The sequence below is a fragment of the Carboxylicivirga litoralis genome (assembly GCF_025499605.1).
Taxonomy (GTDB): Bacteria; Bacteroidota; Bacteroidia; order Bacteroidales; family Marinilabiliaceae; genus Carboxylicivirga; species Carboxylicivirga litoralis.
The window spans coordinates 83,399-105,516 of the sequence record NZ_JAFMVC010000001.1; the positions used below are offsets into that span (position 1 = coordinate 83,399).

The 22,118-nt window shown below is 39.9% G+C and carries 22 protein-coding genes; all 22 read right to left on the reverse strand.

Annotated features, from left to right (window positions below; all coding sequences use genetic code 11):
- Positions 1–398: 398 nt before the first annotated feature.
- A complete protein-coding gene (gene hydG, locus J1N10_RS00345) occupies positions 399–1,832 on the reverse strand; it encodes a [FeFe] hydrogenase H-cluster radical SAM maturase HydG (RefSeq protein ID WP_262324683.1) in 1,434 nt (477 codons plus the stop codon).
- Between the two features lie 231 nt (positions 1,833–2,063).
- Positions 2,064–2,393 (reverse strand): monovalent cation/H(+) antiporter subunit G, encoded by a 330-nt coding sequence (gene mnhG / locus J1N10_RS00350; protein ID WP_262324684.1) that lies wholly within the window; start codon positions 2,391–2,393, stop codon positions 2,064–2,066.
- The gene (locus J1N10_RS00355; RefSeq protein WP_262324685.1) at positions 2,356–2,658 is read right to left on the reverse strand and encodes a monovalent cation/H+ antiporter complex subunit F; all 303 of its coding nucleotides are present in this window, start codon (positions 2,656–2,658) and stop codon (positions 2,356–2,358) included. Before J1N10_RS00355 ends, mnhG begins: the two co-directional genes overlap by 38 nt.
- The gene (locus J1N10_RS00360; RefSeq protein WP_262324686.1) at positions 2,655–2,978 is read right to left on the reverse strand and encodes a Na+/H+ antiporter subunit E; all 324 of its coding nucleotides are present in this window, start codon (positions 2,976–2,978) and stop codon (positions 2,655–2,657) included. Before J1N10_RS00360 ends, J1N10_RS00355 begins: the two co-directional genes overlap by 4 nt.
- Before the next feature lie 13 nt (positions 2,979–2,991).
- Complete coding sequence (locus tag J1N10_RS00365; RefSeq protein WP_262324687.1) at positions 2,992–4,485, reverse strand: complex I subunit 5 family protein; 1,494 nt, start codon at positions 4,483–4,485, stop codon at positions 2,992–2,994.
- A gap of 24 nt (positions 4,486–4,509) precedes the next feature.
- Positions 4,510–4,848: an NADH-quinone oxidoreductase subunit K gene (locus J1N10_RS00370; protein WP_262324688.1), complete on the reverse strand. Its 339-nt coding sequence runs from the start codon at positions 4,846–4,848 to the stop codon at positions 4,510–4,512.
- On the reverse strand, positions 4,839–5,243 hold the full coding sequence (locus J1N10_RS00375) for an MnhB domain-containing protein (RefSeq protein WP_262324689.1): 405 nt from the start codon (positions 5,241–5,243) through the stop codon (positions 4,839–4,841). The genes J1N10_RS00370 and J1N10_RS00375 overlap by 10 nt, the downstream gene beginning before the upstream one ends.
- Positions 5,244–5,265: 22 nt before the next feature.
- Positions 5,266–7,557, reverse strand: a complete 2,292-nt coding sequence (mbhE, locus tag J1N10_RS00380; protein ID WP_262324690.1) for a hydrogen gas-evolving membrane-bound hydrogenase subunit E — start codon at positions 7,555–7,557, stop codon at positions 5,266–5,268.
- A 651-nt stretch (positions 7,558–8,208) separates the two neighbouring features.
- Complete coding sequence (locus J1N10_RS00385; protein ID WP_262324691.1) at positions 8,209–8,685, reverse strand: NADH-quinone oxidoreductase subunit NuoE family protein; 477 nt, start codon at positions 8,683–8,685, stop codon at positions 8,209–8,211.
- Positions 8,686–8,734: 49 nt separating this feature from the next.
- Entirely contained in the window at positions 8,735–10,501 is a 1,767-nt protein-coding gene (locus J1N10_RS00390) for an NADH-dependent [FeFe] hydrogenase, group A6 (RefSeq protein WP_262324692.1), read from the reverse strand.
- 34 nt (positions 10,502–10,535) lie between these two features.
- Positions 10,536–12,329, reverse strand: a complete 1,794-nt coding sequence (locus J1N10_RS00395) for an NADH-quinone oxidoreductase subunit NuoF (RefSeq protein ID WP_262324693.1) — start codon at positions 12,327–12,329, stop codon at positions 10,536–10,538.
- Positions 12,330–12,340: 11 nt separating this feature from the next.
- Positions 12,341–12,748: a (2Fe-2S) ferredoxin domain-containing protein gene (locus J1N10_RS00400; RefSeq protein ID WP_262324694.1), complete on the reverse strand. Its 408-nt coding sequence runs from the start codon at positions 12,746–12,748 to the stop codon at positions 12,341–12,343.
- A 63-nt stretch (positions 12,749–12,811) separates the two neighbouring features.
- On the reverse strand, positions 12,812–13,357 hold the full coding sequence (locus tag J1N10_RS00405; protein ID WP_262324695.1) for an ATP-binding protein: 546 nt from the start codon (positions 13,355–13,357) through the stop codon (positions 12,812–12,814).
- Positions 13,357–14,100 (reverse strand): PHP domain-containing protein, encoded by a 744-nt coding sequence (locus tag J1N10_RS00410; RefSeq protein ID WP_262324696.1) that lies wholly within the window; start codon positions 14,098–14,100, stop codon positions 13,357–13,359. Before J1N10_RS00410 ends, J1N10_RS00405 begins: the two co-directional genes overlap by 1 nt.
- A 72-nt stretch (positions 14,101–14,172) precedes the next feature.
- On the reverse strand, positions 14,173–14,517 hold the full coding sequence (locus tag J1N10_RS00415; RefSeq protein WP_262324697.1) for a serine kinase: 345 nt from the start codon (positions 14,515–14,517) through the stop codon (positions 14,173–14,175).
- Positions 14,504–15,883: a [Fe-Fe] hydrogenase large subunit C-terminal domain-containing protein gene (locus J1N10_RS00420; RefSeq protein WP_262324698.1), complete on the reverse strand. Its 1,380-nt coding sequence runs from the start codon at positions 15,881–15,883 to the stop codon at positions 14,504–14,506. Before J1N10_RS00420 ends, J1N10_RS00415 begins: the two co-directional genes overlap by 14 nt.
- 13 nt (positions 15,884–15,896) lie before the next feature.
- Positions 15,897–16,313, reverse strand: coding sequence for an ATP-binding protein (locus J1N10_RS00425; RefSeq protein ID WP_262324699.1), 417 nt, complete (start codon positions 16,311–16,313; stop codon positions 15,897–15,899).
- An 8-nt stretch (positions 16,314–16,321) separates the two neighbouring features.
- Positions 16,322–16,678, reverse strand: a complete 357-nt coding sequence (locus J1N10_RS00430; protein WP_262324700.1) for a PucR family transcriptional regulator ligand-binding domain-containing protein — start codon at positions 16,676–16,678, stop codon at positions 16,322–16,324.
- Between the two features lie 267 nt (positions 16,679–16,945).
- A complete protein-coding gene (locus tag J1N10_RS00435) occupies positions 16,946–18,136 on the reverse strand; it encodes a serine/threonine-protein phosphatase (RefSeq protein WP_262324701.1) in 1,191 nt (396 codons plus the stop codon).
- Positions 18,120–19,979 carry a [Fe-Fe] hydrogenase large subunit C-terminal domain-containing protein gene (locus J1N10_RS00440; RefSeq protein ID WP_262324702.1) on the reverse strand — a complete coding sequence of 620 codons (1,860 nt, stop codon included), beginning with the start codon at positions 19,977–19,979 and terminating at the stop codon, positions 18,120–18,122. The genes J1N10_RS00435 and J1N10_RS00440 overlap by 17 nt, the downstream gene beginning before the upstream one ends.
- A gap of 7 nt (positions 19,980–19,986) precedes the next feature.
- Positions 19,987–20,247: an NAD(P)H-dependent oxidoreductase subunit E gene (locus J1N10_RS00445; protein WP_262324703.1), complete on the reverse strand. Its 261-nt coding sequence runs from the start codon at positions 20,245–20,247 to the stop codon at positions 19,987–19,989.
- Positions 20,248–20,318: 71 nt separating this feature from the next.
- Positions 20,319–22,109, reverse strand: a complete 1,791-nt coding sequence (locus tag J1N10_RS00450) for an NADH-dependent [FeFe] hydrogenase, group A6 (protein ID WP_262324704.1) — start codon at positions 22,107–22,109, stop codon at positions 20,319–20,321.
- Positions 22,110–22,118 lie beyond the last annotated feature (9 nt).

The following is a 22,118-nucleotide window of genomic DNA, read 5'->3' on the forward strand; positions in this document are numbered from 1 at the left end:
AATTATTCACAAAAATGAATCTAAACATCGGCGATTGTAGAATGCAAAGCCATTTCAGAAGGTTATAAATTGTACTTTTTGACTCTTTCAGACGAATTATACCGTTTACTAATCAAAATGCGCCTTTAATGCGTTTCACTAATACAGCCACTTTGATTAGTTAACAACATTTACAATTGTAGTTTTTAAAATTGCCCTGAAGGCGCATTACAAAAAACAATTGGTATTATATCCTCCTTCAGCTATAGACCACTGGTCAAAACAACTACCCTTTGTGATGATTTTTCCCCGAATAGAGTAAGTCTATTACTATCAAACTAACTCAGGTAAAAAAAAGTTCCTGAAATAAAAATGGCGAAGCATTATCACTTCGCCATTTATTTATATTTCTCTTCAGTCTAGAAGTACAAATCACGTTCACCATCTTTTATTTTCCCTAAGCGCTCAACCAGTTTTTCTTTAAAACGCTCGTCTTCGTAATCCTTTAAACTATCTTCAATTAATTGATAGCCTTTTTCTTTTGTCTTAGGCGGAGCATAATCCTCGAGGTATTCAGCTAAGGTTAAAATAGCATTGGGTTGACAAAAACGCTTGATAAAGCCCGGCACAGAGAATTCCATAAAGTGCTCACCAGTACGATTTAATCGATAACAAGCCGTACAGAACGATGGAATATAACCATCCTCCACCAACTCTTCCATTACCTCGTTTAAAGAACGATCGTCACAAATCTCGAATTGTTCATGATCCAAATCCTGCTGCTCTTTATGACTGGTATAACCTTTCATCTCAATATTAGTACCGCCGTCAATCTGCGAAACACCATATTGTAAAATCTCATCGCGGATATGTCCGGGTTCTCGAGCTGTTAAAATTAAGCCTGTATATGGCACTGCCAATCGCAAAATAGCCACCAGCTTAGTAAAATCAGCATCACTAACATCGTATCGCTTATCTACTTCAAAACCGGATGCAGATTGAATACGTGGAAAAGAAATGGTATGAGGTCCAACGTTATAAACAGCCTCAAAGTGATTCACATGGCGCAATAGGCCTAACACTTCGAAACGCCAATCGTACAATCCAAACAATGCACCAATACCCACATCATCAATACCTGCTTCTTGCGCCCTGTCAAGGCTGGTAATACGCCAGTCGTAGTGCTTTTTGGTTCCTTTCAAATGGACTTTCTCGTATGTTGGCTTATGATACGTCTCCTGGAAAATCTGGTAGGTTCCAATACCTGCTTCTTTCACTTTTTTGAAGCCTTCAATATCAAGTGGTGCAGCATTAATATTAACTCGACGTATTTCACCGTTACCACTCTTTACGCCATAAACAATTTTAACCGTATCAGCAATAAATTGAGCATCATAACGCGGATGTTCGCCATAAACCAATATTAAGCGTTTATGCCCGGAATCTTCTAAAGCAACCACCTGATCGATAATATCCTGCTTACCGAGTGTTGTTCGCTCCTGCTTCTTATTCGACGAACGGAAACCGCAATAAGCACAATCGTTAATGCATAGATTACCAATATAAAGTGGCGCAAAAAGAACAATACGTTTACCGTACACTTGCTCTTTCAATTTTTTGGCAGCAGCTTTTATAGCATCCACCATCTCCGGCTCCCTGGCATTCACTAATATGGCCGTTTCGGCAAGACTCAGTCGGTTCTTTTGTAACGATTTATTAATAACCTGCTTAACCTGCTCCATGCTAGGATTTAGGTTAGCATCCAAAATCTCATGAATTTCATCAGGATCGATAAAATTCTCCATTGGCTTATCAGCCAACTTATATTGCTGTGGATTATAAATTATTGACATTTGACCTAATTTTACCTTGATGTCCCCATCATGACTCCAATACTCCAAAATTAGGTGTTTTATACTAATTTAAGCAAGATATTACCCAAATTATTAGCTGAAAGATATCATGGATTTTGATTACACCTTATGGGGTGATTTTTAAAGGTTCATGTGTCATAACAAGCTTCAGTGTTAAAGCTTTTTAGGCTAACAAGCCAGATGAAACGACACTCATCTTCAATCAATCATTTATTTAAGATCTCTATCACGTTCTAAATCATCCATTTTCATTTTAGTCCACTTTTTAATCTTTAAATGATGGGCGGTGGCACCAATGGCATGAGAAGCAATGGGAGTAGTAATAAATATAAAGAGAATAATCATTACAGCTTTTAGTGCTATGGCATAAGTACCAAAATACAAGATAAAAGCAATGAGCATAAGGCTTATTCCCAGGGATGGAGCTTTTGTAGCGGCATGCATTCGCATATAGATATCTGGGAAGCGATTCAAGCCTATTGCACCAAGTAAGATCAACAGGCTACCCAAGCCTAGTATTATCGTTATTGCTATTTCCATTTTCACTATCATTTTCGGTTAAATACTTTGACATAGCCACGGTTCCCACAAATAAGATAAGGGAGATGATAAGAACAACATCAATGTATACACTATTATCTTTAATAATACCCAGGCAAATTATAAATCCCATCAAAATAGAACCAATCATATCGAGCGATACAATACGGTCGGGTGTTGACGGACCTTTTACCAAACGCACAACCACCAACAGCAGCGCCAATAAAAGTATAGCCATTATAAAATACATTACAACTGATATCATTTTAAAAACTTTTTAAGGCGGTTTTCCAATTCGTTGATGTCACTCACAAATGCTTCCCTGCTTTCCACATGCATTGCATGGATATATAGCTTTTTTCTATCTTCAGACAGATCGAGGGAAAGAGTACCCGGCGTCATGGTTATAAGATTGACCATTGTTAAAATACCAATATTTGATTTAATGCTGATATCGACAGCCACTATACCTGGCGGATCAAAATCAAACCTTGGATTAAGCACCGCCTTTGCTACTATCCAGTTCGACTTCACCAACATCAACAGGTAGTAGGGAATAAACATTAGAAAATGGAATAACTTCATACTACACTATTTTTTAACGACTACTTAAAACTGCACCAATATAGGTTTCAACATCCAGCAATTGTTCTGCAGCTGTTGCACATACATCAATTATAAACTTACTGCCCAAGGTCAAACCGATAGTCACAATAACTAAAAGACCGGAACTGAATACCAATGTTCTGGACACTCTAGCAGATTGCGGTTCCTTGCTAGTATATTGTTCTGGTATTGCTTTAGCATACGATTCATTCCATATTTTAACCATCGAAAACAAGGTCAGAAAACTAACGCCCAAAGCACTGGCTACGTGTATAAACTCCCTTGACTCTACACCTGCTTTTATCAACATAAATTTACCAAAGAATCCTGACAAAGGAGGAATCCCCACTAATGCCATTGCCGAAATGAAAAACAATAGGGCGATTAACGGCTTGCTTTTCAGAATACCTCCACTCTCCTTTAGATTAAATGTACCAGTCAGCTTATAGCTAATTCCACTTAGTAAAAACAAATTTGTTTTTACAATACAATGCCCTATGATATAAAAGATGGCCCCTGTCAATGCCAGTTGAGTAAACAAGCCTAAACCAAGTATCATATAACCAATCTGAGATACAATATGAAAACTAAGCAATTTACGAACTTCAAACTGTGCTGTGGCCATCAATACACCTGATATCATGGTTATTGATGCAATAAACAAAAACAATTGTGGAAAGAAGGTATCGCCCGGTAGGTGAATAAGCGAATAAAACCGTATCATTGAATACACCCCCACCTTTGTGAGTGTTCCTGAAAACAAAGCTGAGATAGGCAGTGGCGGGGTATGGTATGAGTCGGGGAGCCAAAAATAAAATGGAAAAATGGCTGACTTGACAGCAAAACCCATCAAGATAAGCGCCGATGGTGCCAGAATATCCAATTCTCCTCCCATTTCGCGCACGCGCATGGCCAAATCGGCCATATTTAATGTACCGGCCTTTCCATACATCAGGGCAATACCGCCCACAAAAAAGAAGGACGAAATCAGATTCATACTCACATACTTCAGCGTTCCCTTCAGCTGCTGCTTGCCACTGCCGTAGGATATCAACACAAAAGATGACAAAAGCATTACCTCGAACCAAACGTAAAGATTAAATAAATCGCCAGCAACAAAGGCGCCATTCATCCCCATCTGCAGGCCAAAAATCAAGGCATAAAAGACCGGATTGTTAAGGTTATCTTCGCGCCATGCGATGGAGTATAAACTAACCACCGCCACCGTAACCGAGGTTAAGGTCAGCATGATACCGGAAAAGACATCGGCCACTATGGTAATTCCAAATGGTGCTTCCCAGGCTCCTGCCTGTGCAACCAAAATACCATTTTGTAGCACCTTGCTTAATATGCTTACAGCAACAGCAATAGTTATTACATTGCCCAAAATAAACACAACACGTTGCACTGTTTTTGGAGCCTTACTAAATGATAACGACAGAATGATAAAAAGTAAAGGAACTATAATTGGAGCAAATACAATCATTATAAAATACTACTAATGTTGATGTTATTTTAATTTATCAATATCATTTTCGCCAGTTACCTCGTGCGTTTTACGAAGCAAGGTCAGTAAAAACGCTACAACACCAAAGCTGATAACAATAGCTGTTAATATCAGTGCTTGCGGTAGCGGATCAGACATGACTTGTGGATTATTCGGTGCTGATTCTGCCAGAAAAGCAGGCTGTGCATCAGGCAATACCCCGGAGGCCATAAAGATGAGCAGGTTTGTTGCATTTCCAAGAAACAGCACACCGAAAATTATCCTGACCATACTTCGTCGCAAAAGAAAATATACACCAACTGTGTATAGCACACCGATAACAATTGAAAGTATTAACTCCATCTTCTGTCCTCCATCAATAATAAAATCATCATTACCATCACCCCAATGACTGTAAGGTATACGCCGACATCAAATATTAGTGGTGTATTCACCGCCAAGCTACCCATCATTGGTATATCCAGCTCAAACCATTGGGCATGTAAAAAGCTCTGTCCTGCAACAATACCAATCAGACCACTTCCCAGGGCCAGTATTAAACCAATAACTCGGAGCGGAGCCACGTACCTGATCGTTTTAGCGAGTAAGGGGTGCGAATAAAAAGCCATCACATAAATAACTATTCCACCTCCGGCCAGCAGGCCACCTATAAATCCACCGCCAGGTAAATTATGACCGCGAAATAAAACAATAAGAGACGCCACGACCATAATCAATCGAATTACCCTTGCGGCCAATTGCAATAATATCTTATTCATATTAACCTGCCTTTCTGATTTTTAATAATGAGTAGATGCCCAGCGAAGCAAGTACCAGGACGGTAATCTCGCCCATGGTATCAATTCCTCTAAAGTCGACAAGAATCACATTCACAATATTCTTACCATGAGCCAGACTCAGTGAAAATTCTTTAAAGAATGCGGATATCTTATTGGTGGCCGGATTTGTTGAAGACATAAAAGCTATAACCCCCATGGCAGAACCAAATAAGCCGGCAATGATTATATCTTTAACAACACCATTTGTTAGCGGATACATCACCAGCTTAGGCAACTTAGGAAGCACAAGCATCATCAGGATAACAACTAATGAGTCCACTAAAATCTGGGTTATGGCTAAATCAATGGCACCGAAGTACAAATAAATAGCAGCAATGCCGTAACCGACTCCACCTATAATGACAATCAAAGAAACACGTCGCATCTTGGATAACATTGACAAACACGAGAGCGTAACAACAATAACACTAATGAGAGCCAAGGCCCAAGTGAAAGCATCAAAATTAACAAGGCTTAGCTGCCCCCAGTTTTGAACAATCACATACCATAAAAAGGCACCGGCGAACAGAAATATGGTGGCCAGATAATAGCGATGGTAACCATGTTGAACAAATCTCGTTTTCTTAACATTCAATTGTATCATTCGATCGATACCTTCAAAGAACTTAGCCGAAAACTGAAATGTAACGATGTAATTGTAAAAATTGACAAATAATGGTATAACCCTTCGGTGGAATGCAAACAAAACGACTCCTGCTACAACGGTGATAACACTCAGTAGCAACACTTGGTTAAAACCATGCCAAAGGCTAATCTTAAAATCAAGGTGTTCCGGTCGGATGACACTTATTGCCGCTTGCAAATACGGCTGCAACAAACTCTGCGGCAACAGCCCCAGTATCAGACTTAGCATTGCCAAAAAGAACGGCCCGAAAAGCATCGACAAACCAGCTTTTGAAGGCTCCTTGGGCCACTGTTGCTGCCGCCTGAAAAACACCATATAGGCCACATATAACGAAGCGAAAACCATCAACACATTTCCCAACACACTAAAAACTCGCATATAGGGTGCTACTTCAGGTATCTGAAGACTGGCCTCATAAATCATTTCTTTGCCTAAGAACCCTATTAAAGGTGGCAAACCTGCCATTGAGGTTAGCACTAAAACACTTACCAAAGTAAGTAAGGGCATGCGCGTTCGCAAATTACCTAATAGTCGAATATCACGCGTTCCAACCTTTTTATCAATTATACCTGCAATCATGAACAAGGCTCCCTTGTATAACGAGTGCACCAATAAAAACATAAAGGCTGCTCGTATTGACAAATCGGTGAAGATGCCTATCAACATGACCAACACCCCCAACGAACTAACTGTGGTATAGGCAAAAATACGTTTCAGATCGGTTTGCACCACGGCAAAAAAGGCGCCTAATAGAAATGTAATACTCCCACATAATGGTAATACGATTTGCCACAAATCGGTTGTTCCATAGATTGGACCTAAGCGCATCAACAAAAATACACCGGCTTTAACCATCGTGGCTGAATGCAGATAAGCACTCACCGGAGTTGGAGCTGCCATGGCATTGGGTAACCAAAAATGAAAAGGAAACTGAGCCGACTTGGTAAATGCCCCAACAATAATGAGTATGAGTGCTAGTGTAGAATATTGACCAGATACGATATCAGAAGCCCGATTCATCCAGTCCTGAATTTCATAACTCCCTACTTCGACCCCTATAATGATCACACCAGCTAAAATGGATAATCCGCCAATACCAGTAATTAATAAAGCCTGCAATGCTGATTTTCTCGAACTTTCCTTCTCATGAAAAAAGCTGATGAGTAAGAATGATGAGATACTGGTCAACTCCCAGAAAACAAACAGCAATAGCATATTACCAGCACTTACCAATCCTAGCATAGCGGCCATAAATAGCAAAAGGTAACAGTAAAACTTAGATTTTCCTGAATAACTCTTCATGTAACCATTAGCATAGGCGAAGATGTAAATGCCCATTCCCAAAATCAGGTAAATAAACAAGGAACTTAAGCCATCGATATAGAAATTAATATCAAGTCCAAGCATTGGTAACCAACTATGCGATTCGGTAAAAACACCTTCATAGTCGCTAACTAAAGTAATATAGCCAATCAGTAACGTGGCCGGCACTATGGCCACCAACCATCCTTGTATTTTTTTTATTTTTGCAAATAGAAAGGGTAAAAGGCACGAAAAAAAGGCCAATAGAACACCTAATAATATCATTAGTATTTCTTTTTAGTCTCAAAAAAAACAGTCGTCACATCCCGGCTATTAAACCACAGACGTTAGACAAAAATACGACCATTAAACTATTTTAAAAACAACTAGATCTGTTAAACAATTTTAATTATGTCCTTAGACAAAAAGGGGATATTTGCTTTATATAATTCAGCACAAAGTTGTTTTGCATCAGTAACACAATAGAATCCACATACCTAGTCCTTTGATAGATATACAGAATAGCAAGCTTCCTAAAGTAAAATACAATTGTTAATGTTAGTTGACTTTAACACAAAACAAGGTCGATATTTATTATATCAACCGAGCTTCAAGTGTTAAATTTTGTTTATATTTTCTGACATATACTCATTCACTCCCAATTTCAATAAAACTGTAATCTAAGAGGGATTATAAACAAGAGAACAAATATCAGATGGTTCTTTGAAGCATTTCTCAGTCACCCACCTCAACTTTTCTATGTTTAGGTTATCATTGGTATGAACAATATCCACCTGGAATCAAATCGGAGAGTTCTAATTCTTTAGACACAAAGTCTTTTCATCATTGCTGTTGAAATAAGCCAAAGATTCCAATTTTAACATAAAAAAAACCGCCTCACATAAGTAAGGCGGCTCCATTTTTGAAACATGTATTTTATTTGTATTCTTCTAAAATACCTTTCACATCTTCAGCGGCTACACGACCGTAAACTTTTTCACCTACAGTCACAACAGGCGCTAAACCACAGGCACCAACACAACGCAAGCAGCTGATAGAGAATTTACCATCTGGGGTTGTTTCTCCTACTTTCACATCAAGATGACGCTTGAATTCATCCAAAACCTTCTCTGCTCCACGTACATAACATGCTGTACCCATACAAATTGAAATTGGATGCTCTCCTTTTGGAATCATCGAGAAGAAAGAGTAGAATGTCACCACACCATAAACGTGTGCAACAGAAACATTCATCTCATTAGCCACCAACTCCTGTACTTCTGCAGGCAGATAGCCAAATAACTCCTGAGCTGCATGAAGGGCGTTAATCAGTTCGCCTCCCTCGTTACCGAGCTTCTTACAAACTCCTTTTAATTCTTCCACCTTAGCGGCGGGTAATTTTATATTTGCCATTTTTCGTTTTCTTTAAGAATTGAACTTCAGTCTCCTGTCTTCAGTCAGGTTAAATTTCAACCTTTTTTTTCTTATCGTAATAGTGTGTATGAAGCAATTCGTGCGACTTATGTCCACAAGGCTCACCTAAGAACTCAGAATATAACTTCTGAATAAATGGGTTTTCATGCGACTTACGAAGTACTTTGCCTTTATCTTCTTCGTATAAAGCCATTTGACGCTTCTTCAACACTGATACATCACCGTGGTGATATGGCTGACCACCACCGCCGATACATCCACCAGGACATGCCATAATTTCAATAGCATGGAACTGTGACTTACCGGCTCTGATATCTTCTAACAATTTACGGGCATTTCCTAATCCGTGAGCAATACCAATATTAATTGGTAAACCATCAAAATCAATGGTTGCTGAGCGAATACCGTCGAAACCACGCAGCTCTTCAAAATCTACTTTCGGAAGTGGCTTTTTAGTATGAACTTCGTAAGCCGTACGAACAGCTGCTTCGATTACTCCACCTGTTGTACCAAAAATTACTGAAGCACCTGTTGACTCTCCAAGTGGCTGGTCAAAATCATCTTCTTCCAATGCTTCGAAATTCAGGTTGGCATTACGAATCATCTGCGCCAACTCACGAGTAGAAATGGATAAGTTCACGTCTGGATCACCATCTACTTTAAACTCGTCGCGTGCACACTCATATTTTTTAGCCAAGCAAGGCATCACTGAAACGACCACTACATCTTCGCGCTTTTGCTTCAGCTGGTCGGCGAAATACGTTTTAGCAATGGCACCAAACATTTGCTGAGGCGACTTAGCTGTTGATGGAATATCAATCATATCAGGGAACTGATGCTCGAAGAAGTTCACCCAACCCGGACAACAAGAGGTTAAGATAGGTAATTTCACATCCTTATCTCCTGCTAAATGTTTACCTAAACGGCCAAGCAACTCAGTACCTTCTTCCATAATAGTCAAGTCAGCTGCAAAGTCTGTATCAAATACATGGTCGAAACCTAATTTGCGAAGAGCTGAAACCATCTTACCAGTCACCAAAGTTCCTGCTTCCATGCCAAATTCTTCACCTAGTGCTGCACGAACAGCCGGAGCGGTCTGAACAATCACAGTTTTCTTAGGATCTACAATGGCATCCATCACTTTAGCTGAACTATCACGCTCTGTTAAAGCGCCTGTTGGACAAACAGCGACACACTGCCCACAGAAAGTACAGGCCGAGTGATCCAAATCCATCTCAAAAGCTGGTGCTACAACCGACTCAAAGCCACGGTTAACAGCCGAAAGTACACCTACTGTCTGTACCTCGTTACAAGCTGTTTCACAACGGCGACACATGATACATTTCTCCATTTCGCGCACAATAGCAGGTGATTCATCACTCTTATAGGAGTTTTTCTCACCCTGGTAACGCACTTCGCGAATACCTAAGTTCTGTGCCATTGTCTGTAATTCGCAGTCACCTGATTTGGCACAAACCAAACAATCAAACGGGTGATCCGATAAAATCAACTCCATAACTGTACGACGGGCATTGACCACACGCACTGAGTGTGTTTGAATGTCCATACCTTCTGTACACTCTGTTTTACATGCTGGGGCCAGGTTACGACGACCTTCCACTTCAACCACGCAAACACGACATCCGCCTGGCTTATTCTCAATATTCATATCGTGCAGCTTCATATGACATAAAGTTGGAATATCCACCCCGATGTTTTTAGCTGCCTCTAAGATGGTAGTGCCTTTCTCAACAACTACCTTTTTATTATCTATGCTTAATTGAACGATTTCCATTCTTCTATCTTTTACTGTTCAAAAACTGGTTTGGCTATTGAATGCTGATCGCACCAAACTTACATTTTTCATAACAAGCACCACACTTAATACAAGTCTCCTGACTGATTAAATGAGGTTCTTTCTTATCACCGGTAATCGCATCAACCGGACAAACGCGAGAACACAAGGTACAACCGATACATTTCTCAGCATCAATCACATATTGCATCAACGACTTACACTGACCAGCCGGACACTTACCTTCTTTCACGTGAGCTTCATACTCATGAGGGAAGTTTTCCATGGTCGAAAGAACAGGATTAGGCGATGTTTGACCTAAACCACAAAGAGATGTGTCTTTAATCACGTTACTTAAGTTGCGCAATAAAGTCAAGTCTTCTTCTGTTCCTTTTCCTTCGGTAATTTTGTCAAGCATTTCATATAATCGCTTGTTACCAATACGACACGGAGCACATTTACCACACGATTCTTCAACTGTAAAATCTAAATAGAACTTAGCTACAGAAACCATACAATCGTCCTCATCCATTACAATCATACCACCTGAACCCATCATAGAGCCACAAGCCAATAAGTTATCGTAATCGATTGGAATATCTAAGTGCTTTTCAGTTAAGCAACCACCGGATGGTCCACCGGTCTGAACAGCTTTAAATTTCTTACCATCTTTGATACCACCACCAATGTCGAAGATAACTTCACGCAATGTGGTACCCATTGGCACTTCTATCAAACCTACGTTATTTACTTTACCTGCCAATGCAAACACCTTGGTACCTTTACTCTTCTCGGTACCAATGCTGCTAAACCACTCAGCTCCTTCCAATAAAATAACCGGAATATTAGCGTAAGTTTCAACGTTGTTAACGTTAGTAGGCATGCCTTTATATCCACTCTCTGATGGGAACGGAGGCTTCACTGTTGGTTCACCACGTAAACCTTCCATCGAGTGAATCAATGATGTTTCCTCACCACAAACGAATGCCCCTGCACCGTAGCGTAACTCAACATCAAAACTAAATCCTGTACCAAAGATATCACCACCTAATAAACCATACTCGCGAGCCTGATCAATCGCAATCTTCAAGCGAGAAATAGCCAATGGATATTCAGCACGAATATAAATCAATCCCTTTGTTGCACCTGTACAGTAACCGTTGATGGCCATCGCTTCCAACACAGCGTGCGGATCTCCTTCAAGGATTGAACGGTCCATAAATGCACCCGGGTCACCCTCATCGGCATTACAAACCACGTATTTTTGCTCAGCTTCTACTTTACGTGTGATGTCCCACTTCAATCCTGTAGGGAAACCACCACCACCGCGACCGCGAAGGCCTGAGTCAATAATCACTTTAATAGCTTCTTCAGGCGTCATTTCGGTCAACACTTTACCTAAAGCAGCATATCCATCACGAGCAATATACTCGTCAATGTTTTCCGGGTTGATAAAACCACAGTTACGAAGCGCAATACGAATTTGCTTCTTGTAGAAACCCATGTCCTTCGATTCTGACACACGCTCTTGTGTTTCAGGATCGGTATATAATAAACGTTCTACTTTACGACCTTTTACCAAGTGCTCAGCCACAATTTCAGGAGCATCTTCAGGCGTTACCTGTACGTAAAAAGTATTGTCAGGTACCATTTTAACAACAGGACCTTTTTCACAGAAACCAAAGCATCCGGTTCTTACTACTTGTACTTCGTTCTCAAGGCTGTTTTCTTCAATTACCTTGGTTAGATTTTGTACAATTTCTTCACCTTGTGAGGCACGACAGCCAGTTCCGCCACAAACAAGGATATGATTTTTATATTTAGCCATAGCGCAAAAAACTATTCGTTTTTATTCTCTTTTACAGTTTCGTAATTTACCGGGATGATACCATCCACCAACTCTCCTCGTATCACATACTTTTCAATGATTTCATCGGCCTTTTTATTATCCACATGACCAAAAACCACAGGGTCAGCACCTGGTAGTGTTACTTCGATAGTTGGCTCTGCATGGCAGTATCCCATACATCCGGTTTGAGTTACTACGGCATCAATTGCCTGACGATCCATTTCTTCAATCATATGGTTCATCACTTCCTTTGCTCCTGAGGCAATACCACAGGTAGCCATCGACACTTTTACCTGAACCATTTTTTCAGGATTGTCCCCCTTCTCACGCAGACTTACTTTGGTCTGCAGTTCTTCGCGCATTTTACGCAAATCAGCCAGAGATTTTACTTTTGACATAGCGATTGGTTATTATTAATTACACATTCTTTTGTTTGTCTGGATGCCTGATAAGTCAGGCATTTAATCAAATTCTATATTCAATTCCTTTAAATTCTCTTCAATCATTTCTTTTAAAAAACTTGTCACTTTGGGTAGTCGTATATCCACATCTCCCATCACCTCTTTCACCTCGTTCGTGCTAATTGCAAATTCATCTGCACCTTTTTTTACTTCAAATTGCAGGTTAACACCATCATTACCTGTTATCATCATAGCAGCTGTTGAAGCAATATCACCCATAGGCGGACGATCAATGTGCGTACGACCAAATTTGGCAATCAAAGTGGTTCCTTTTCCTAATTCGGATTCCAAAGTCATGTTGCCATCTGTCAGTTCAGCATTTTGCAGGATAAGTGGTATGCCCATCCCTACTTTTCTCGTCGTTCGGGATGTATAAAATGGATCAGTTACCTTCTCCAAAGTTTCTTTATCCATTCCGCTGCCATCATCTTCTACTTTAATGGTCAACCATTGCTCATCAAGGGAGATGGAAAGCGTCACATTCCCTGCTTTAGCTCTCACTGAATTTTGAACAATGTCCATTATATGCATCGATAAATCTTTCATTATTTCAGCTCTATAACTTTTCTTCCACCCTGTTGATGAAGTGCCTTTCGCAACTCTTCAAAATTGGCTTCTTCCATTTCAATTATCGAATAGTGTGTTCCAATCTGCTCCGGGAAATGTGCGTCAGAGGAGCGTAATACAGTATATTGTTTCAACTCCGGATACTTTTTAATTTGCTCATCTACTACAACTCTAGCACTCATCCCAATCGCATCGGGTGTTATATCAAAAGGCATAAAACCCAATTGACTATACACGCTAAAACTTGGTCGGAATATATGCGCTGGAATAAACAAACCATTTAACTCGCGCACTTTCTGTTCCACCTCATCAATGGATTGATCTAATGCACTAATGAGCAAGCGCTCTTCCTGCCCAACAATTTCTTCGGCCTCATCAACCCAAACCTGGTAACCAAACTTCTCCACATCGTTTAGTATAATAGGTAAATGCTCATCCAAATACTTTTGGAAAAGTTCAAGTTTTTCAAAATTTTCAAAGAACGTTAAACAGTGAACTTCTTCTTTAGTAGTGACTTCAGCACCACATATCACTGTTATTCCTTTCTGCTTACCAACCTTATAAACCTCAGCGCATTGCCTGGTCGAATTATGGTCAGTAATGCCAATAATATCTAATCCACGTTCCAAAGCTTTATTGACAATTACTACCGGACTCATCTCTAAACTTCCACACGGAGATAAGACGGTGTGCATGTGTAAATCTGCTTTAAAGCGTTTCATAATCTTTAAGTATCAAGACTCCAGACATTAGACTTAATATTGATTTACAGCTTTCAAATTGTCTTGTGTCTTTTATCTGTTCTCCTTCTTCAACAACGTGAACAATTCACCTGATAACTCAAAAGCTTCCATTGATGAACTTAGCAATGGAATACCTTCATCGTTACTTTGGCTAATGGTATTTTCATCGGCCTCAAGATCTTTTACAATGATTACTGCAGCTACCTCTTTAAGAGAAGCCACCGCCATAACGTTTCGATGTGTTTGCAATGTAATCCACACTTGTCCCTCATCCACATTGCCCATCACATCGCTTAACAAGTCAGAAGTATAGCCACCTGTTACTTCATTCTGAAGGCCTTCTTCTCCACCTATAACTTTTAGATCTAGTTTTTCTATAATATCAGAAACTGTCATTCTTTGCTCCTTTTTTCTTACAATCCTTATCTAATCGATCTTTACCCCAACTCTTTTCTATAATTCGGATGGAGTGCTGTGGGTCTAATTTTTTTGTTTTTTCCATCATGCGCTGCAGAAAAACACAATTGGACAAATGCGCTTCTTTGCGCACAATATCTTTGGCTAAGCTTTCGCAACTTGGTGCGCCACATGCGCCACAATCAATGCCAGGTAAGTAACACATCATACGACGAACGCGCTCCATCTTCTTAAGCGCCATCCCCATATCTTCGTCCAACACCATCATCGATCGTGGTTCTATTTTACCAACATCGCTCTTATCTTTAATGGTTTGTTTATGTGCTGCTGAGATATTTTGAACATACTTGCCAGATGCATTAATACGATCGGCTCTGTTTTTAATACGTTCAACTGTTAAAAATCGGTTTTCGGTCAACAATACTCCACCTGCACAACTTTGATCACAGGCGCGCAACTCCAGAAAATCGACATTTATGATTTCGTCGTTTTCGACTTTCTCTAAAAACGAAATCACATTGTGTATTTCATCAATAGCCAAACATCTGCCTTTCATATGACTTGCCTCACCATCGGTTAAGCTCCAGTTTAAACCTTTAGGCGACAAATAAGGTACTGTATAGTCACAATTATCTGCCGATTCACTTCTATTATTTAGCACATGAAATACCTTATTATAAAGAAAATCCATATTAATAACGCCATCAACATTAGATGAATCGTCACCAACAGGACTTTTAACAGTTGCAATTTTTGAAGCACAAGGTGTTACATAAAAAATCCCAATATCATCGAAGTCTTTTCCTTCCTCCAGCAACAGCTGACGATAATATAATGCTGTGCTGTCAATTGGGGGTTTAATGGGAATAATGTTATTGACTAATCCTGGGAAACGCACCTGAATCAAACGAACAATGGAAGGACAAAAAGCACTAATCATTGGCTTTTCTCTATCTGATTCCAATTCTTCAAGCATCGATTCATTTATCACATCCACTGTAGCCTCGGCAGGCACAACATGTGTAAACCCTAATCCTTTAAGAATGTCAATTATCTCGCACTCTTTAATGCTTTTCGAAAACTGACCAATAAATACAGATGGCAAAATAGCCACACGGTATTTAAAATTAAAAATCTTCTCAAAGTCATCCTGTTCTACATAAAACGCATCAACCGGACAAGCCTTCATGCATTCGCCACAATCAACACACCAGTTTTTGCGAATGGATGCAACACCATCGCGTATGCGTATAGCATCAGTCGGACAAACATTCATACAATGCGTGCATCCAAAACATTTATCCTTATCCACTTTCAATGCGTGATAAAACTGTTGTTCGCTCATAGCTTTTAAGTTCTTAACTGGTCAACTTAGTCGTTAGTTCAACTATTGTTCCTTCACCAACCTTACTTGTTATATCTATCGTATCAGCATTTCTTTTCATGTTTGGCAAACCCATTCCGGCACCAAAGCCCATTTCTCTCACCATGGCAGAAGCAGTTGAATAGCCTACCTGCATAGCCAAATCAATATCCGGTATCCCCGGACCTTCATCTTGTATTTTAATGTATATCCTGTCGGTATCAATATCCACTAAAACATTGCCTTTATAGGCATGTGCCACCACATTGACCTCCCCTTCATACAAAGCAACAACAATGCGTTTAATGATTTTCGGATCAACATTAAGTTGTTTAAGAACCTTCTTTACGTTACTGGCAGCATTGCCAGCCTTGGTAAAATTTCCTCCTTCAACTTCGTAGTTAAACTCCATATTAAAAATCAATAAATTGGGCTAACACCAGCCTCGTATAAAATTCCAATGGTTCGAAACATTGAGTACTGACATTCAATAAGAACCATATTATTATCTTCAGCCACTTCAATCATATCAGGTGTTACTTTCTTTCCTCGGACAAACACAATACAGTTGATATCGGCCATTTCAGCCGTTCTTACTGTTTGCATATTTGTTAATCCAGTTATTAAAACCAATTGCTCCGATTCGAGTGTTAATACATCACTCATTAAATCACTGGCAAAGGCATGATTAACCTCGCTATCTGTAAACTGCTCACCGCAAACAATACGAGCATCCAGAAGCTCTGCTATCTTTTGTATTTTAATTGATGACGCCATATTATTAGTTTCTTAGCTGGATTTAGTTTAGCATTCGATTAAAGAAATTTTTCCGAATATAAAGGCAAACTAATACTAATATACCGAGAAAAAAAAGGTCAGATGTTGGTTTTCATTAATACAGAACAAGTCTAAATTAAAACGCAACAAATCAGTCGATAAGAGACTAATCAACTAACAATTCGAAAGGTTTATTAACAATTAAGCATCAAATCATAACAAATCTTAAATGTATGATTTACATCACATTTACTTACGATTGACGAATCACATATACTCAATTGTCACTTCTTTGAGAAATTTCCCCTCGAGCAACCGAACAACGCGCTTAACGACTGTTCGCCTGATCTCAAGTTCAACAGGCAAATTAGGATCCTGGTGTGCCACATTAATACGTGTACCGTTCAAAATATGAATCCGGTCACTCTCAAACAGCATTTTTATGATTTGGTCGGCAGGACCATTTCCTAAACGACTATTGACATTATAATTTTCCAGCAATCGGGCTACTTTTCCTAAAGTTAAAATCCCCTCGGTAACAAGGCTTATTCCTTCCATAAAGGATACGGGTGGCAACTCAGGATCTTCTGATTCAAACCCGGCATCAAATTTCAAAGCTAACTCACGCGCCACCACCTCAGCTGTTGTACCTCCGGCTATAATCTTACGTCCTTTAAATCGCTTAACCTTGAGCGAAAAATCAAAATCATTATGCTCATCAAAAGGGGGACCTGTAATAAGCAGTAACTTTCGAGGCTCACGATAATAAATAACGCCACACGACGTATCGTCTTTCGGTTTATCACCATCATGCAACAGAGCCATATTGATAACTTTTTGTGCTAATTTACCAGATGAAGCAAAGGGCGTATATTTCACGATCTTTTTCACATAGTCGCCCACATCCTCACGCCCCCATCCAAATGGGAAAGCCCTGGAACCCATACCAGACTGAACAATACCATCGGACCAGAAAAAAATGCGATCTTCGAGCTGAGCTTTGAACCTACAAATGCGTATTTTCTTTCCTTTATTGTTCTCGCTATTCAAAACCAAATCTTCCCACCCCGGATCAAATTCTTCCTGGGCCCGCATAATCAAACAAAGTGGGTTATCATACTCAACAATTGTTGTTGTTCCATCATCCTCAATGTCGATAATTGTAAAAGTACTGTAGCTCACCTTACGCACACTGCACACTGGCAATGTATTCATAATAATCTCTGCCGTTCGAGCCACCTCACGATGCTCGATAGTAAAGTTCATGGCCATCGATGCTGTCAGAGTGGCCAATACATTTGCTTTTACGCCACTTCCCATTCCATCGGAAAGCACAGCCACAATCCTTCCTTCCTCTTTTATTTTTTGAGAAAGAAAAACATCGCCACAAATGATTTCACCAACATGGTTATTTTGGCGACACTCGACATCGATAAAGAACTTACTTTTCAGCTCCATGGCTGTCTCCTAATTGTTGAGCTTCAATAATACTATTCAGCGTTTTTTCAGTTTTGGATGCACTTTCACCAAGTAAAAAAGCAATTTGTTGCACGGTCTCTAAATTTTCCTTAATCACATCACGTGCGCGCTTGATTACCTCTTCTTTTCTTACCTCAGGAGTTACTAAATCACGAATAATACCTCCAACAACTTCATTTCGTTTAATGGTAAAAACGGAAACATTAAAGATTGAATCGGCATAATCGACATCACGATCTAATACATCTTGTCCGGATTGCAATACCGTTGAAAACACCTTATGAAAGTCAATCAAACTTTTCAGCTCTGCTCCTTTTAGTCCTGGCACAACTTCCGCAATCTCTTTGGCATCATCTCCCAACATTTCAACAAATCGCTGGTTTGCCTCGATTACATTTAACTGAGCATCCACAATCACAACCCCTGCCCTTAGTTTGTTAAGCATAGCGGTTGTTGTTTCAGCAGCTTCGCGTGCCAGCCCTTCTTCAACCCTTGCCTTTTCTTCGCTTTTCACAAGCGCTTCCTGTGTTTTTCTATATTTTTCATTCGATGCATTTACCTTATTCACATACGAACGTAATTTCTTAATAGAATAGGTATAACACTGCTCATAATCGGTTAATCCCTGGAGGTGCGCCACTGCAAAATCACGACAAGTTGGATAACCACATGCTCCACAGCCTAATTGATCCTCGCGCCTTGATTTACCCATATCCGCCAAAATAACATCCACTTCTGCCTTGGTTGGAACCGGCAGCCTTAAGTCTCTGGAGCGATAACTTCGGGATAAATCCAGCGATTTAAATTCTTCAATATCTAAACGCCACTGGTAGGCATCAATCGCTTTCATTCGCTTATTAACGTACTTGATAACCTGCGAACGACGCGTAAACTTCTTGCTCCCTTTTGACATTCCGGGCCCTTGAATGCAGCCTTTGCAATAAAACAAGTCTAAATGTTGATTTAACTGGTTTTCAGACTTAAACTCTTTAATGGATTGTAAAAAGTTAGCACGGCCTTCTGTAATCAGAATATCGCCTTCTAATAAGCCCTGGTTAATATCTACAGCTTGAAATAATCCATGCGATATTGGAAAAAGGCCACCCTTACGTCCTAAAGGAGGATCAAACTCACTGAATTCTACAGTATTTTCAGCAATGCCCTTTTTTGCAAACAATTCGCGCAACTCTACAAATGTTAACACCCCATCAACATGACCGTCGGTATGATAAAAATGTTTTACTTCATCTTTAGCAGCTGTACAAGCAGTAACATATACCACCTTCACATCGTGACCGTATCGTTTATGAATAACTTTAGACATAGTGATATAAGGCGGAGCGATTGGAGCTAAGTTATCAACCAGCTCAGGTTCTTGCTTTTCAATATAGCTTACAACAGAAGGACATTTGGTTGTGATGTAATGCTTACCCTGAAAATTATCAACAAGATCTTTGTATTTATACGCGATTAAATCCACTGCAAAAGACATCTCGGTCACCAGATCAAATCCAATTTCCCGTATCATCGCCACAAACTTGCGATAATCAGCAACATCAGTAAACTCACCAGATATAGCCGGATCGCAGATGGCAGCCACCTTACTATCTGTTTTAATCAGCCTCTCAACATTTTCAATATCACTCCGATATTGAATAGCATGCTGCGCGCACATAGTAACACATTGCCCACAACCGATGCATCGCTCAGGGAGTATTTGAGCATGCTTATCAGCAATTTTGATAGCCTTTGCAGGACATACCCGCACACAGGTATAACTCAGGTTACATTTCTCCTTATCAGTTTGTATTAATTGCCCCATAAAATTCTTACTTCTCCTGTTCTACTTCAAAATAACTGGTAAGTATTTCGTAAACATTATCAACAGTAACCTGCGAAAAAAACTGGTCATCGATTTTCAAAACGGGCCCTTCTTCGCATTTACCACCACATAAATCGCCATGAAAAAAAACCTCAGCCGATAATTTATGTTCTTTTAAAAACACTTTTACGACCTCTAGCACATCTTTATTTCCTCTTGAGAAACAAGAACTTCCTAGGCAAATTACAATCTCATGTTTAGTTTCCATAATCAATAAACTCGAAAAACAAGTTTAAAATAATAAAAAGAAACCGACCACAGCCGGTTTCTTACTAATTATTAATACCTATTTCGTTCAGTATAATGTGTATGAAGTAATTTATGCGATACTTTACCAAGAGGCTCTTTCAGAAATTCTTCGTAAAGATGAACGACTTCAGGATTTTCATGTGATTTCCGAATTGGTTTCAACTCATCTTCGCGATAAATAGCCTCGCTCCGCTTTTGACGAATAGCAGGCGATGTTGGTATAGGTTGTCCACCACCACCAAGACAACCACCCGGACAAGCCATTATCTCGATAAAGTGATACTCAGCCTTACCGTCACGCACCGCTTCCATCACATGCTTGGCATTGGTTAAACCATGTGCTACACAGGTTTTAAGCTCAACCCCTTCAAGGAAATCCCATTCTGGCAGTACATTTTCAATCTTTATGCTGGTCTCACGGATGTTTTCCATACCACGAACCGGTGTAATATTTAAACCTTCAAAAGGCACTTCACGACCAGTAACCACTTCGTAAGCCGTACGCAAAGCTGCTTCCATAACACCTCCTGTAGCACCAAAAATAACAGCGGCACCACTCGATTCTCCCATTAAACTATCATACTCATCATCGGGTAACGATGCAAAATCAATTCCGGCCTGCTTAATCATCAACGCCAACTCCCTTGTTGTCAATACATAATCAACATCTTTAAACCCACTACTACGCATTTCTGGACGATCAGCTTCATACTTCTTAGCTGTGCAAGGCATAATAGAAATGCTGACCATATCCTGGGGATCAATCTTCATTTTTTTAGCATAGAAGGTTTTAGCTAATGCTCCAAACATCTGCTGAGGAGATTTGGCTGTTGATACATTGGGTAAATACTCTGGAAAAGCATGTTCGATAAACTTCACCCATCCTGGCGAACAAGATGTTGTCATTGGCAATTTAACACTGTCATCTTTTTCTTTAACAACCTTTTTTAACCGCTGTAACAACTCGTTACCTTCTTCTATAATTGTTAAATCAGCCGTAAAATCAGTATCCAAAACTGAGCTAAAACCTAAGCGACGCAGGGCAGAAACCATTTTACCAGTTACAATTTCACCTGGAGGCATCCCTAATGCCTCACCCAATGCAATCCGAACGGCTGGAGCAGTCTGAACCACGGTATGTTTCGTATCTGAATTAAGCGCCGACCACACTTCGTCGAGGTATGTTTTTTCAGTTAATGCTCCCGTCGGACAACGGTTAACACACTGTCCACAATTGGTACAGACAACTTCAAACATCGGTTTATCAAAGAATGAAGAAACTTTCATGTGTTCTCCTTTATGTGCCACAGTAAGTGCACCAATACTCTGCAACTGATCACATGTTCTAACACATCGTTGACAACGAATACACTTGCTGTCGTCTTTTATAATAGATGGCGAAAAGTTATCTATAGTAAAACCTTTATAGGCAATCAGGTCGATAAACCCACCTTCACCAACAATATATTCGGATGAAAGCTCTTGCAACTCACATTTACCATTTTTGTAACAACGTGTACAATCAGCCCGGTGCTCACTCACTAACAATTCAACAATTTGTTTGCGTGCATTTCGCACTTTCATGCTGTTGGTCTGAATTTCCATACCCTCAGCCACCGGCATAGCGCATGCAGGTATTAACCGATCACTACCAACCTGTTCTACTACGCACACCCGACAATTACCGGCCACACATAAATCTTCGTGATGACAAAGTGTTGGTATACGGACATTTATTTTCTTAGCTGCTTCTAGTATTGTGGCTCCTCCATGTATACTAACTGCTATATTATCTATTTTTAGATTAATCTTATCTGACATAATCAAGAG